The sequence below is a fragment of the Sorangium sp. So ce367 genome (assembly GCF_051520455.1).
Taxonomy (GTDB): Bacteria; Myxococcota_A; Polyangia; order Polyangiales; family Polyangiaceae; genus Sorangium; species Sorangium cellulosum_B.
In genome coordinates, this window is record NZ_CP150334.1 from 9,202,194 (window position 1) to 9,216,658 (window position 14,465).

General features: G+C 69.9%; 3 protein-coding genes. 2 read left to right on the forward strand and 1 reads right to left on the reverse strand.

The window, feature by feature from the left end; all coding sequences use genetic code 11:
• The first annotated feature begins 485 nt into the window (after positions 1–485).
• The gene (locus tag WME97_RS34950; protein ID WP_437544075.1) at positions 486–3,182 is read left to right on the forward strand and encodes a hypothetical protein; all 2,697 of its coding nucleotides are present in this window, start codon (positions 486–488) and stop codon (positions 3,180–3,182) included.
• Positions 3,183–3,283: 101 nt separating this feature from the next.
• Here WME97_RS34950 and WME97_RS34955 read toward each other — a convergent pair whose 3' ends face one another.
• Positions 3,284–9,316: an AAA family ATPase gene (locus WME97_RS34955; protein ID WP_437544077.1), complete on the reverse strand. Its 6,033-nt coding sequence runs from the start codon at positions 9,314–9,316 to the stop codon at positions 3,284–3,286.
• A 249-nt stretch (positions 9,317–9,565) separates the two neighbouring features.
• On the opposite strand from WME97_RS34955, the gene WME97_RS34960 reads away from it, so the two are divergent.
• Complete coding sequence (locus tag WME97_RS34960; protein ID WP_437544079.1) at positions 9,566–14,431, forward strand: AAA family ATPase; 4,866 nt, start codon at positions 9,566–9,568, stop codon at positions 14,429–14,431.
• Positions 14,432–14,465: the final 34 nt, after the last annotated feature.

The following is a 14,465-nucleotide window of genomic DNA, read 5'->3' on the forward strand; positions in this document are numbered from 1 at the left end:
GGACCTCGGCTGGCGGTGGTGCAAGGGGCCGGCGTGCCGGCGCTGCCGTCGAACCTGCGCTCGCAGTGCGCTGCGGAGCGCTGCCCAAGGTAACAGGAGCGTTTCCCAAATGGGTAAATGGGCTCGGGGACGGGGCCGTGGCTCGGGCGGGAGGCCCGATCGTCGCGGGCGGCGGCCGCGCGCGGCGCGTGAGCGTGAGGGAGGGTGGAGTCGAGCACTGGCGGAGCAGAAGAGAGGAGGAGATGCGACAGCGGTGGCACGCGCGTTCGTCAGGGAGGCGGACCGCGGCGGGCTGCACGGCCGCGCTGCGGCGCCGATTGCGGGAGGGACGGGCTCAGGGAACTGCTGGGGTCGGCTGCACGGCTCGATGATCGCAACGAGGGAGGGTGGCCACATCGACAGCGGGGTGCTCGGCCCTCGCATGGGGCTGCCGCGCTGGCGGCTTTCTCGACGGCGTGCGCCCCGGGGGGTCTACGCTGGCCACCGTGGTTCGCCCGACTCGCGCGCTGGTGCCCCCCGTCCTGGCGTGTCTCGCGGCCGCCGCGCTCTGCGCCTGCGCTTCCGGTGATGGCAGCACGAGCCGGTCGCAGGCTCCGGCCGCCTTTGCCGTCGTCACGCCGCCGCCTGCGCCTGCGTCCGTCTCCGCTCCACCCGAACCTCCGGAGCTGTCCCCCTGTGAGATGGCGGCCGAGCAGCGCGCCCGTGTGCCAGGGCTGCTCGAGCAGGGGAGGCTCGATCGCGCCGTGCGCGTGATCGAGCGCGCGGATGCGCAGTGCCCGAGCAGCGCGGGCGAGACCTGGGAGGCCCTGGTCACGGCGCTCGCAGAGCTCCGGAGAGGGGCGGAGGCGCGCAAGGTCGCCGACGCCATCGACGCCAGCGCGGGCGCGACGCCGGCGACGCGGGTCGCGGCGCAGCATGCGCGCAAGCGGATCGCCGAGGAGGAGGGCAAGACCTTCGATGACAAGGCGAAAGAGGCGATGCGCAAGGCCTACTCCGCGGCAACGACGGCGTGGCAGGGCAAGGAATACGAGGCGGCGAGGACGGGATTCATGGAGGCCTGGTCGCTGTACAGGCCGAATGGGCAAGCGCTCTGGTCCGCGGGGCTCGTGACGAAGGAGACCGGGGACGCGGCGGGGGCACAGCGATTGTTTGACAGGGCGCTCGTGGAGCTGGAGGAGGTGGCTGGAAAGAAGGTCGTCCCGTACCTGCCGATCGGATCTCTGGACGGCACCCTGGCGCTCGCGTGGAGCAGGGATGGGCGCTGGCTTGCCATCGCGACCGGCACGTTCGTGTCGATCAGGGATCAGGCCCTGAACCTTCGAGAGACGGCGCAGCTCGCCGGGCACACCGACACGGTCGCCTCTCTCGCGTTCTCGCCCGACGGCAAGACCCTCGCCTCGGGCTCCATCGACAACACGGTCCGGCTATGGGACCTCGCCACAGAGGTCGAGATACGCACGCTCGAAGGGCACAAGGACGACGTCATGTCCGTCGCATTCTCGCCCGATGGCAAGACGCTCGCCTCGAGCTCGATGGACCAGACCGTGCGGCTCTGGAGCGTCGCGACAGGGGTCCAGTTGCACGCGCTCGAAGGGCACAAGAGCCTCATCGACTCCGTCGCGTTCTCGCCCGATGGCAAGAGGCTCGCCTCGGGATCCTGGGACGAGACCGTGCGGCTCTGGAACGTCGCGACGGGGGCCGAGACGCGCGCTCTCAAAGGGCACCTCCGAGCGGTTACTTCCGTCGCGTTCTCACCCGATGGCAAGGCCATCGCCTCCGGCTCCTGGGACGATACAGTGCGGCTCTGGAACGTCGCTTCAGGAACAGAGACGCGCAAGCTCGAAGGGCACACGGACAACGTCAGAGCCGTCGCGTTCTCGCCCGACGGCAAGACGCTCGCCTCGAGCTCCGACGACCAGACGGCGTTGCTCTGGAACGTCGCGACAGGGACCCAGGTACACAAGCTCGAAGGGCTCACGAAACCGGTCGACTCCGTCGCGTTCTCGCCCGATGGAAAGACCCTCGCCGCGAGCTCCATGGACAGGACCGTGCGGCTCTTGAACGTCGCGACAGGCGCCGAGATGCGCAAGCTCGAAGCGCACACGGAGCCGTTCAGGTCCTTCGCGTTCTCGCCCGATGGAAAGACCCTCGCCTCGGTCTCCGAGGGCAACACCCTGCGGCTCTGGCATGTCGCGACAGGTCAGATGCGCAGGCTCGAAGGACACACGAGCGACGTCACATCCATCGCATTTTCGCCAGGTGGCAAGGTGCTCGCCTCGGGCTCGTTCGACCACACCGTGCGGCTCTGGAATGTCGCGACGGGCGCCGAGATGCGCAAGCTCGAAGGGCACACCAGGCCAGTCATCACCGTGGCGTTCTCGCCGGACGGCAAGACCCTCGCCTCGGGCTCCTGGGACGAGACCGTGCGGCTCTGGAATGTCGCGACAGGCGCCGAGATGCGCAAGCTCGAAGGGCATGACAGCTGGGTTCGGTCCGTCGCGTTCTCGCCGGACGGCCGGACCCTCGCCTCGGGCGCCGAGGATCGTGCCGTGCGGCTCTGGAGCACCGCGACAGGGCGCGAGAACCGCAAGCTCAAAGGGCACACCCGTTGGGTCGCGGCCGTCGCATTCTCACCGGACGGCCAGACCCTCGCCTCGGGCTCCGCGGACGAGACCGTGCGGCTCTGGAGCTCCGCGACAGGGCGCGAGGAGCGCAAGCTCAAAGGGCACACGGGCGACGTCACGACCCTCGCGTTCTCGCCGGATGGCACCACCCTCGCCTCGGGCTCGACCGACCAGACAGTGCGCCTCTGGAGCATCGCGACAGGCGCGCAGAGGAGCCTACTCGAGGGGCACACGGGCGCCGTCACGGCCGTCGCGTTCTCGCCGCACGGCAAGGTGCTCGCCTCCTCCTCGGAGGACGGGTTCATTCGCTTCTGGGCTGCCGGCGCCCCGTTGCTCTTCCTCCGAGCCGTCTCGCACCGCGACGCTTCCTACGCTTACACACCGGGCTTGGCCCCCCTGATCGAGCTCCTCGGCCCCGAAGCCGACGCCGCGGTCGACATCCCGGTCTGCCGCGTCGGCGTCCTCAACTTCCCCTTCGAGCTGTGCCGCGAGCGCTTCGAGGTGCGCGGTCTGCTCGCCAAGGTGCTCGCAGGCGATCCATCCTACGCCGTTCCCTAGAGGGCATACGCAGGCGTCCTACGCGTCACGTGTGCTCCGCGTCGCCGCCCCTCAGTCCTTGAAGGCGCAGAGCGTGGCATCCGCGCAGGGAAGCGTGCGCTCTACGCCGGTGGGAGCAGGGCGCCTTGGTCGTCGGTCGCCGTGTCCGATTCGGCCTCGGCCGGGAGCAAATGGAGCTCGACGATAAACGTGGCGCCTGCGCCTGGCGTGCTCTCGACGCGGATGGTGCCGCCGTGGGCCGCGATGATCAAGCGAACGATGTAGAGGCCGAGGCCGAGGCCGCCGAAGTTGCGGACAGAGACGGCGCGCTCGAAGCGCTCGAAGATCCGGGCCTGATCGGCCTCGGCGATGCCCATGCCGTGATCGCGGACGACGAGCCGCGCGCGATCGCCCTCGCCGCGCACGACGACGTGAATGGGGCCTCCCGCGCCGTACTTGATTGCGTTGGACAGGAGGTTGATGAGGACCTGCTCGATGCGAGAAGGATCCCAGTTTCCAATCACGGGCTCGTCCAATTCGAGCTCGGTGCGGCAGCGGGCGTCGTCGAGCTGCTGGTGCATCCGCTCGACGACCTCGCGCGCCAGGGCCGGCAGGTCGACAGGCGCGCGCGAGAGGGTCAACCGGCCCGCGTTCAGGCGCGTGACGTCGAGCAGCTCGTTGACCAGGTGGCCGAGGCGCGCGATCTGGCGATCGAGGACCTGGAGCGCGGCGTCGATGCGCTCCGGAGCGACCTCCCCGCGCCGGTAGCGAGGCAAGAGCCGCGCGAGGAGGTGGGCCTGCATCTTCAGCGAGGTGAGCGGGGTCTTGAGCTCGTGCGAGGCGACGAGGAGGAACTCGTCCCGGCGCTCGATCGCCTGTTGGGCCTCGGCGAACAGGCGCGCGTTGTCGAGGGCGAGCGCGGCGCGGCTGCCCAGCTCCTCGGCAAGCCACAGGTCGGCGCGGCCATAGCGGCGCCGGGGCGCCGTCGCCAGCAGGGTCATGACCCCGAAGCGCCGGTCGCGCGCGAGGAGCGGGACGCGGAGGAAGGAGTGAACGCCGAGCCGCTCGAGGAGGGGCACCACGCGGACGTCGCCCACCTCGAGCCGGTCCGGCGCGGTCGCTGCCAGGGGCCGCAGCGCCTCGATCACCGCGCCGGCGAGCTCGGCCGGCACGCCCGCGGTGACCGTGGATCCAGCGGTGCCCTGGGCGAGGTCCACGTCGATGACGCACCGATCGGCCAGCTCGGGGACCGCGAGGTGCGCCACGCTCTCGAGGGTCGCGCCGTAGCCGAGGGCCATCAGCTTGCGGCTCGCCTCGGCGAGGAAGCGCTCGGCGATCTCGGCCCGCTTGCGCTCGGTGATGTCGGTGGAAATGCCGCAAACGACGCCGGGCATGATCTCCTCGCCGAGAGGGAACTTGACCGACAGGAAGGTGCGCGGCTCGTCTTCTACCAGCGTCTCCTCCTCGAACTCCAGCGGCTCGCCCGCGTCGAGCACCCGCCGGTCGTTGGTCTGGAGCACCTCGACGCTCGCATTGCGAAAGAGCTCGGCGTCGGTCTTTCCGAGGAGCTCATCGCTCGGCAGGCCGAGGACGTTGCCCGCCTGGCGGTTGGCGAGCAGATACCGGCCCTCGCGATCCTTGAGGTAGATGGCCGCGGCGGAGTTGTCGACGATGGCCTGCAGCGTCGCCTGGTTGGCCTTCAGCGCCTGCTCCGCCCGCCGCCGCTCGGCGTTCTCCTGCTCGACCGTGGCATAGAGCATGGCGTTCTCGAGCGAGATGGCCGACTGCGAGGTGAGCAGCTCGAGCACGCTGAGCCGCCCTGGGGTGAACGCGCCGGCCACGAGCCCGTTCTCCAGGTAGAGCACGCCGAGCAGCCGGGCCTGCCGCAGGATCGGGAGGCACAGCACCGACCTCGGCCTCTTCTCCGTGAAATACTCGTCCTCGGAGAACGTGTGCTTGGCCGTGGCGTCGTCGAGCAGCACGCGCTCGTGGCTGCGAAGGACGTAGTTGAGGATGGATTGCGGCAGCGCCCCCGGCGCCTCGCCCCCGTCGAACAGGCGCGCCGCGCCCCCGGACGCGGCGATCGCCGCCGCGGTCGATATGCGATCTTCCCGGATCAGGAGCACATGGCCTTCCTCGGCACCCGCGTGCTCGATCAGCGTGCGCAGGAGCATCTCGAGCAGGCGTGGGAGCTTGAGCTCGCCGGAGATGCTCTGAGAGGCCTTGACGACGGACAGGACGTCGAACTGCTCGGCCCGGACGGCGAAGGTGACGGTGGGGGCGATCGGCCTGCGCGGGGCGAGGTGGGGATAGCGCTGGTCGAGTTGCTCGACCTTGGCGTGGGCGCCCCAGCGAAAGTAGGCGGCGCGGGCGTCTCGCAGGTAGGCGACGGCGGGCGTGGGCAGGCCGCGCGCGCGGTAGAACCCAGCGGCGAGCTCGCAGGCGATGGCCTCGTGCTGGACGAAGCCGCCCTCCCGCGCCGACGCGATGGCCTGCTCGTAAAGCCGTATCGCCTCCGATTCCTGCCCGCGGAGCCGGGCGATCTCGGCGCGGATCAGGGCGTGCTTGTGGAAGAAGTTGTCGGGGCAGCTCGCGGCCCACTCGCCGAGCTGCCCTTCGCAGTCGAGTAGACCCGAGGGGAGCTCCTCTGCCGGGGATGGCCGCGCCCCGTGTTGCTCATGCGGCGCGCGCGCGTCGCACGAGACGGCCGCGAGCGCCAGCGCGTAATAATAGCAGTTCTCGGCGATGAGCGCCGAGGGCTCGGTCCAGAGGGGGTGGTCGACGATCACGCGCGTCGCCGCGGCGAGCGCCTCGCCGGGAGGGCCGAGCACGAAGAGCGCCTGGGCCTTCATGCTGTAATGGAGGCCGCGAGCGCCCCGCAGTTGGCCCTCGTCGAGCCGCGCATCGAAGGCCGACGGGGCCAGATCGGAGCCGTCCACCGTCGCGTAGCCGACCGGCCTCCCTCGCAGCGTCTGGATCATGGCGTGGCCGCTGAGGAGGGGTCCGTGCGAGAACGCGTGATGCGTCCTGCGCACGAAGGCGAGGCGCTCCTCGACTTCGTGGAGCACGTCCTCCAGCGGCCCGCCGGAGAGCAGCTGGAACAGCGGGGCCCAGATACAGTTGAAACACGCCATGTTCAGGTCGCCGGACTCGACCGCGGCGCTGAAACCGGCGCGCGTGTACGGAGCTGTCTCTCGGTAGTGGCGTGTCCAGAAGACGACGTGCTGTCCGAAGAGGGTGAACACCAGCGCTTTCATGGTGAGGAGGCCGCTCCTGTCCGCCAGGTCGTGGCCGACCTTTCCGAGCAGGTACGCTTCCCGGTATCGCCCGAGCCGCGGGCCGAGCATCCGCGCGAAGGCCGCATACGCATGGGCGGAGCTCTCGGCGTTGCCGTGGCGCAAACTGAGCTTCACCATGCGAACGACGGCGAGGCAGTGCAGGTCCTGGTCCACGAAGATCGCGGGGCCGGCCACGCCGTGCAGCACGGCCATCAGGAGCTTGCTCGCCGGGTGCTCCATGGGGGGCAGGTGGAGCAGATCCTCGATCGCACGGTCGCGCAGCGCCTGCCAGACGCTCTTGATCTCTTCTGTGACCTGCGCCTCGGTGGGATGGGGCGGAAGATCGAACTCCCAGGTGCGGAGCCACGAGAGCCCGATCTCCACGGCGTGGTCGCTCCGCCCGCGGGTCTGGTAGAAGGCGACCGCGAGCTCCACGACGGCGGCGCGCTCGATCTTGGTCTTCGCGTGCTCCAGGAGCTCCTCGAGGAGCCGCTCGGTCTCCTCGAAACCGCCGGTGACGTACGCGGCGCGCGCGCGCTCGAGGCTCAGGTCGTAGGTCAGCTCGTACCGGGTCTCCCAGCGCTCGCGGGGATCTTTCGCGAGGAGGGCCACGCCGGAGGCGAAGAGGGCCGCGGCGGACTGGTAGGCGGCGGCGGCCTTGGCCTTCCTGCCGGCGCGGAGGTTGAGGGCGGCGAGCTCGTCGCGCTCCGCCTGGGAACGCAGGAGGACGGCGCCGCGGTTGAGGTGGTCCACGATGTCGAAGAGCGCGTCCTCGCGCTCGTCCTGGCGCCGTGCCTTCAGGAGCAGCTGGCCGATCCGGAGGTGCACCTCGGCGAGCTGTCCCGCCGGGATGAGCGAATAAGCGGCCTGCTGCACCCGGTCGTGGAGGAAGCGGTAGGACGACCCTCTCCTGCAGACGAGCAGCCCTTCCCGCACCGCCTCCTCGAGCGCCTCGCGGAGCTCTTCCGCCGGGCGGCTCGCGACGATCGCGAGGGCGTCGAGGTCCGCGCTGCTGCCGAGGCACGCGGCGAGCTTGAGGGCGTCGCGCGTGGGAACGGGGAGCCGCTTCAGCTTGCCCACCATCAGCTCGACGATGTTGTCGGTGAAGCCCTGGTCGCGGATGGCGGCGAGGTCCCACCGCCACGCGCCCTCGTCGGCGTCGAAGGTGATGAGCCCCTCTTCGTGCAGGGTGATGAGGAACTGGAGCACGAAGAACGGGTTGCCTCCGGTCTTCTCGTAAACGAGCCGGGAGAGCGGCGCTGCCGGGGCGTGCACCGCCTCGGCGACGAGGGCCCCGACGTGGGCGGGGGAGAGCGGCGCGAGGGCGATGTCATCGACAGGGACGCCGTGCTTCTGCGCCTCGGCCAGCGCGAGCCGGAGCGGGTGCGCGGGGCCGACCTCGTTGTCGCGGTAGGCGCCTATCAGCAGCAGGTGCGCGGCGTCGGCGCGGGTGGCGAGCTGCTCGAGCAGCTGGAGGCTGGCCGCGTCGGCCCACTGGAGATCGTCGAGGAACAGCGCGACGGGGTGCTCCTTCTGCGCGCACGCCGCGACGAACCGCTGGAGCGTCGCGTGCAGCCGGCTCTGCGCCTCGGCGGGCGGGAGCTCGGGCACGGGCGGCTGGGGGCCGAGGAGCAGCGCGAGCTCGGGGAGCAGATCGGCGAGCAACCCGCCGTTCTGGCCGAGCGCCTCGCGGAGGCGCTGCCGCCAGCGGTCGGCCTGCTCCTCGCTCGCGCACAGGATCTCCCGCGAAAGCGCCCGGAAGGCCTGGATGAAGGCGTGGAAGGGGATGTCGCGCTTCAGCTGATCGAACTTGCCGGAGAGGAAGAAGCCCCGCTCGCGCACGATGGGCCTGCGCAGCTCGGCGACGAGCGACGATTTTCCGATGCCCGAGTAGCCTGACACGAGCATGAGCTCGGGCCGGCCGCTCGCGACCACGCGCCCGAACGCGGCGAGCAAGGCCTCCAGCTCGCGCTCGCGGCCGTAGAGCCGCTGGGGGACCTGGAACCGAGCGGGGACGTCGCGCTGTCCGAGCGGAAAGGCCTCGATGGTGCCGCTCGCGCGCAGCCGGCCGACGCACCGGTCGAGGTCATACCGCAGGCCAAGCGCGCTCTGGTAGCGCGCCTCGGCGGCCTTGGCGAGCAGCTTGAGCACGATCGCGGACAGCTGCAGGGGAATCAAGGGCACGAGCGCGTGCGGCGGCCGCGGCGCCTGGGCGATGTGGCAGTGGACCCACGCGACGGGGTCGCTTGCATGGAAAGGCAAGGTGCCGGTCAGCATCTCGTAGAAGGTGATGCCGAGGGAATAAAGGTCCGTGCGCTCGTCGATCCAGCGGTTCATGCGGCCCGTCTGCTCGGGCGCCATGTACGCGAGCGTGCCCTCGATGAGCCCGTCGTATGCGAGCTCCTCGGCCTCGCGGGGCGAGAGGGAGGCAATGCCGAGATCGGTGATCTTCACCTCCCCGGTGTCGGGGTTGTGGAGCAGGTTCTGGGGCTTGATGTCCTTGTGAATGACGTGCCGCCGGTGCAGCTCGGCGAGCGCGCCGGCGAAGCCGATGGCCAGGGGCAGGAAGCGCTCGATCGGCATGGGGCCACCGAGGCCCCGGTCGAGCGAGCGGCCGCCGAAGTCCTCCAGGACCAGGGTCACCTGGTCGCGGAACGTCTCGATCCCGTACGCCTTGACGACGACCGGCGACTCGAGCGCCCTGGCGATCTCGAGCTCGTGCTGCAGGCGCCCCAGGGCGCGCGGGCTCGCGTGGTCGCGCCGCAGGGCCTTGAGCACCACCGGCAGGCCGTCCTCCTCGCGTCTCGCGCGATAGAGGATCGTATCCGCACCTCGGTGCAGCACCTCCAGCACGCGGTAACGTGGGCTATCGGACATATGTGGAAGGGTCGAGCGCCGGAGCGGCCCCGAGGCGCCGGCCGATGTGCGATGTTGGCAAAAGGACCACGCTTTGCCACGGAAAACGGCGGTGCAACGCTGGGCCCGCTCGACCGCGACGCCCCGTCATGCCCGACGAGCCGGACAGACGCCGCGCCGGCGCCGAGGTCGTGACAGGAGAGGACGTTCTTTCAGCGGCGCAGCTCCTGCGCTCGAGTACGCTCAGGGTCCCTGTCGAGCGATTCGGTGATGCTCACTCTACCCAGCTATCACTCCGTCAGCCGTTTCGATCCGAGAGGCGACTCCGCCCGATACCGCGCCGTCCGCGCGGACGACGGCGCCCCCGTGGTGCTCAAGGTGCTCGGCGCGGGCGGCTCGCGCATCGTGGACCGCGCCCGCGTCAAGCACGAGTACAAGCACATCGCGCGAATCGAGTCCGATCGCGTCGTCAAGGTCTACGGCCTTGAGGAGCACGGCGGGGAGCTCGTCCTCGTCCTCAAGGACACCGCCGGCGACGAGCTCGAGAGCTACCTCGCGGCGTGCGGCGGTCTCGACGTCAGCCGGTGCCTCGAGCTCGCCATCTCCATGGCCGAGGCGGTGCGCGTGCTCCACGGACACGGGATCGTGCACGGCGCCGTCCGGCCGAAGAGCTTCCTCATCTCTGGCGACGGTCAGGCCCGGATCCTGAACTACGGGGTTGACGCCGCGGTCACGCGAGAGCGCGAGTCGCTCTACAGCGACGCTGTCATCTCCGACGTGCTCCCTTACATCTCGCCCGAGCAGACCGGCCGGATGAACCGCAGCGTCGACCACCGCTCCGATCTGTACTCGCTCGGCGCGCTCTTCTATCGCATGCTCACCGGGGCCGTCCCCTTCCAGGCGAGCGATCCGCTCGAGCTCATCCACGCCCACATCGCCCACATCCCCGAGCACCCCACGGCGCGAAACGCCGCCGTGCCCGCCGCGCTCGGCGATGTGGTCATGAAGCTGCTCTCCAAGAACGCGGAGAACCGTTATCAATCCGCGAGCGGCCTCCTGGCCGACCTTCACGAGTGTCGGCGGCGCCTCGACCATGGCCAGCTCGATCGCTTCGACCTGGGCCAGCGCGACGCCGCGTACATGCTCCAGATCCACCAGAAGCTCTATGGTCGTGAAGAGAGCATCGAGCGCCTCACCGAGGCGTTCTTCGGGGTCCTGGGCGGCACGCGCAAGATCGTCCTCGTCTCGGGCTACTCCGGTATCGGGAAGTCCTCCTTGGTGCAGGAGATCCTGAAGCCCCTCGCGCGCGAGAAGGGCTACTACATCACGGGCAAGTACGACCAGTTCAATCGGGACCGGCCCCTCGGCCCGGTGCTCCAGGCGTTCGACGCGCTGCTCCGGCAGATCCTGTCCGAGAGCGAGGCGCGTATCGCGCGCTGGCGAGCGGCCATGATCGAGGGGCTGGGGAGCAACGCGCAGGTCATCTGCGAGGTCCTCCCCGCGCTCGAGTTCCTCGTCGGCGAGCAGCCGCCGGTGCCCTCCCTCGGCCCCGTCGAGGCGCAGAACCGCCTCAACCTCACCTTCCAGCGCTTCGTCTCCGTCTTCACGGGGCAGGGGCGCCCCATCGTCCTCTTCCTCGACGACCTCCAGTGGATCGACGCCGCGAGCCTGAGCCTCGTCAACGCGCTGCTCGAGGCCGACGGGCTCGGGGCCTTCTTCTTCTGCGGCGCCTACCGCGACAACGAGGTGAGCCCCACGCACCCCTTCATCCGCGCCGTCGAGGAGCTCCGGAAGAGCGGCGTCGAGATCGAGCCCATCGTGCTCACCCCGCTCGAGCTCCCGCACGTCAAGGCGCTCATCTGTGACAGCCTCGGGCGCTCGGACTGCGCGCCGCTCGCGGCCATGGTGCTGAAGAAGACGGGCGGAAACCCGTTCTTCATCAAGCGCTTCCTCAAATCGATCCACGACAGCGGCGCGCTGTCCTTCGATGAGGCCGGCCGCTGGTCGTGGGATCTCGAGGCGATACGCGCCCTCGAGTACACGGATAACGTCCTCGACCTCATGGGGAGCAACATCCGCCGCCTGCCCCCCGCCGCGCAGGACGCGCTCAGGCTCGCTGCGGCCCTCGGCAACCGCTTCGATCTGGGCACGCTCTCGACCGTCAGCGAGTGCTCCATCGACGAGTTTTACGGGCGCGTCGAGCCGGCGCTCAGGGAAGAGCTCATCGCGGGCGACGGCGCGTACCATCGCTTCGTCCACGACAAGATCCAGGAGGCCGCCTACGCGATGATCCCCGTCGAGGAGCGGCCGGGGCTCCACCACCGCATCGGGGTGCTCCTGCGACAGCAGCTCGGGTCCGACGCGCGCTCTCTCTTCGACGTCGTGAACCACCTGAACCTCGCCGGCGACCTGATCCAGGACCCCGCGCCCCGCGTCGATCTCGCGCGGATGAACCTCGCCGCGGCCGAGCGGGCCGAGGAGAGCGCGGCGTTCGACGCCGCGCTCAAGTACCTGGCCGAGGGCATCGCCAGGCTCCCCGGCGATCCGTGGGCGACGGAGTACGAGCTCAGCTTCGCGCTCACCACGAAGATGGGCCTCATGCAGGGGCTCTCCGGCCGCCCGGACGACGCCCTCCCCACGCTGGAAGGGGCCGTGATCCACGCGAGGAGCCGGCTCGACAAGACGCGGGCCCACGGGCTCAAGGTGCGGGTCCACATCCTCAAGGCCGATCTGCACGCCGCCCTCGAGGAGGGGCTCGTGGCCCTGCGCGCCTTCGGGATCGATCTCCCGCCCTTCCCGTCGGACGAGGCGGTCGCCGGCGACGTCGAGGCGACGCTCAGGTTCCTCGACGGCCGATCGATGGAGTCGCTCTGCGATCTGCCGCGGCTCGCCGACCCCGAGGTCGCCGTCCTGCACAGCGTGCTCGAGGAGATGATCTCGTCCTGCTACTTCCTCGCGAGCAACAACTTCGGCTTCTGCGTGATGAAGATCCTGCGAGACACCGTGCAATACGGCGTCTCGCAAAGCTCCGTCTTCGCCTACGTGGTCTTCGGCCAGATCCTGTGCGTCAGCGGCCGGATCCCGCTCGGCTACGCCTTCGGCGAAGCCGCGGGCGAGATCCTCCGGCGCTATCCGGACAAGCGGAACGACCCGATCCTCGCCTGCATGTGGGGCGCGTTCGTCATGCACTGGCGGACGAGCTACGAGAAGGGGCGAGAGGTCCTGTTCTCCGGCATCCATGCCGGCCTGGAGACAGGACAGTACGTCTGGACCTTCTACTGCATGACCAACGCGAACACGGCGACCCTCCTGCTCGGCCGCCCCCTCGCCGAGATCAAGGCCGAATCGCAGTCGCTGCTGCCCATCAGGAAGTTCGACAGGTGGAATTTCATCACCTGGATGGTCTCCTGCGTCGGCCAGATCTGCGAGAACCTCATGAGCCCGGATCCTGGGCCGACGGAGCTGGCCGGCGAGTGGGTCCAGATCAAAGAGCTCGTCGACAGCGCGGTTCAGGTCAACAACCAGGCCTCGCTCTTCTTTACCATCTTTTACCGCCTCTTCCTGCGCGTGTTCCAGGGCGACTACCCGGGCGCGGCCGCGCTGGCGATGGAGGCGAACCCCACCATCATCGGGATCGCCGGCTGGCAGGGCAACCCGCCGTTCCACTTCTACGGCGGCATTGCCCTCGTCCAGGCGGCCGACAGCGCGGATCCGGAGACCCGGGAGCGGTATCTCGACAAGGCCCGTGCCCTCGGCGAGAAGGTCGCCTTCTGGGCGAGCCATGCGCCCGACAACATGAGGCACCGCCACCTCCTGCTCGCGGCCGAGCTCGCGCGCGTGAGCGGCGACAGGCGAGAGGCGCTGGATCTCTACGACGAGGGCATCCGCGCCGCTGTCGAGGGCGGCTATCTCCACGACAGCGCCCTCGGCAACGAGCTCTGCGCGCGCTGCTACCTGGCGCTCGGCAGGACCACGAGCGCGCGCGCCTACATGACCGAGGCCCACGCCCAGTATGCGCGCTGGGGCGCCGCGAGCGCCATGGCCCGCCTCGAGCGCTACTATCCCGATCTCGTGCTGCTGCCCGCCCCTACCGGCGCAAGGACCGGCCTCAGGGAAGACCTCGACCTGCGCAGCGTGCTGAAGGCCTCTCAGGCCCTCGCCGGGGAGATCGTCCTGTCCCGGCTGCTCGAGGCGCTGATGCGCATCATGCTCGAGAGCGCCGGCGCGCGCCGCGGCTTCTTGATCCTGAAGGACGACGGGCGCCTCACCATCGAGGCCGCCGGCGACATCGTCGGCGGCGTCGAGCGGGTCGCCTCGACGCCTCTGGATTCCCGCTCCGATCTGGCCGCCAGCGTGGTCCAGTATGTCGCGCGGACCGAGGACAGCGTCGTCATGGCCGACGCCCCGAGCGATCCCGCCTTTGGATCCGACCCTTATATCAAGGCTGTCCAGCCGCGATCGCTCCTCGCGACGCCCATCTTCCACCAGGGGCGCGTCCTCGGGATTGTCTATCTCGAGAACGCGCTCGCCAGCGCGGTCTTCACGCACGATCGCGTCGAGCTCCTCGGCCTGCTCTCCTCGCAGGTCGCCGTCTCGCTGGAGAACGCCCGCCTCTTCGCCCAGCTCGAGGACAAGGTGGAGGCCCGCACGGCCGAGCTCCGCGCCGCGCACGCCGAGATCGGCGTGCTCTACGCCGCGCGGGAGCGCGAGCAGGAGGAGCGGATGCTGGAGCAGCGCGCCCTCATCGAGCAGCAGCGCGAGGTCATCCACGCCCTCTCCGCCCCGATCCTCCAGGTCTGGGATGGCGTCCTGGCCGTGCCGCTCATCGGCGCCCTGGACGGCGAGCGCGCCAGCGAGCTGATGCAGAGCCTCCTCAACGCGGTCTCGCGCGGCGACGTGCGCTTCGCCCTCCTCGACGCCACAGGCGTCGAGACCATCGACGAGGCCGTCGCCGACCACCTCATCCGCATCATGCGCGCCGTCGAGCTCCTGGGCGTCCGGCCGATCGTCACCGGCATCCGCCCCGCGGTCGCGCGCACCATGACCTCGCTCGACGTCGATCTGCGCTCCCTCGGCACGCACGCCACCCTTCGCGAGGCCCTGAAGTTCTGCATGCGGCGCCTCGCGGGCCGCTGAGCCTGCCGGCTCCGCATCGCGGCGAAGGGCCGCC

What these genes read in the sequence shown, in the direction of transcription:
- WME97_RS34955 (WP_437544077.1), bottom strand. Translation starts at nt 9,316, where the DNA reads ATGTCCGATAGCCCACGTTACCGCGTGCTGGAGGTGCTGCACCGAGGT.
- WME97_RS34960 (WP_437544079.1), top strand. Translation starts at nt 9,566, where the DNA reads ATGCTCACTCTACCCAGCTATCACTCCGTCAGCCGTTTCGATCCGAGA.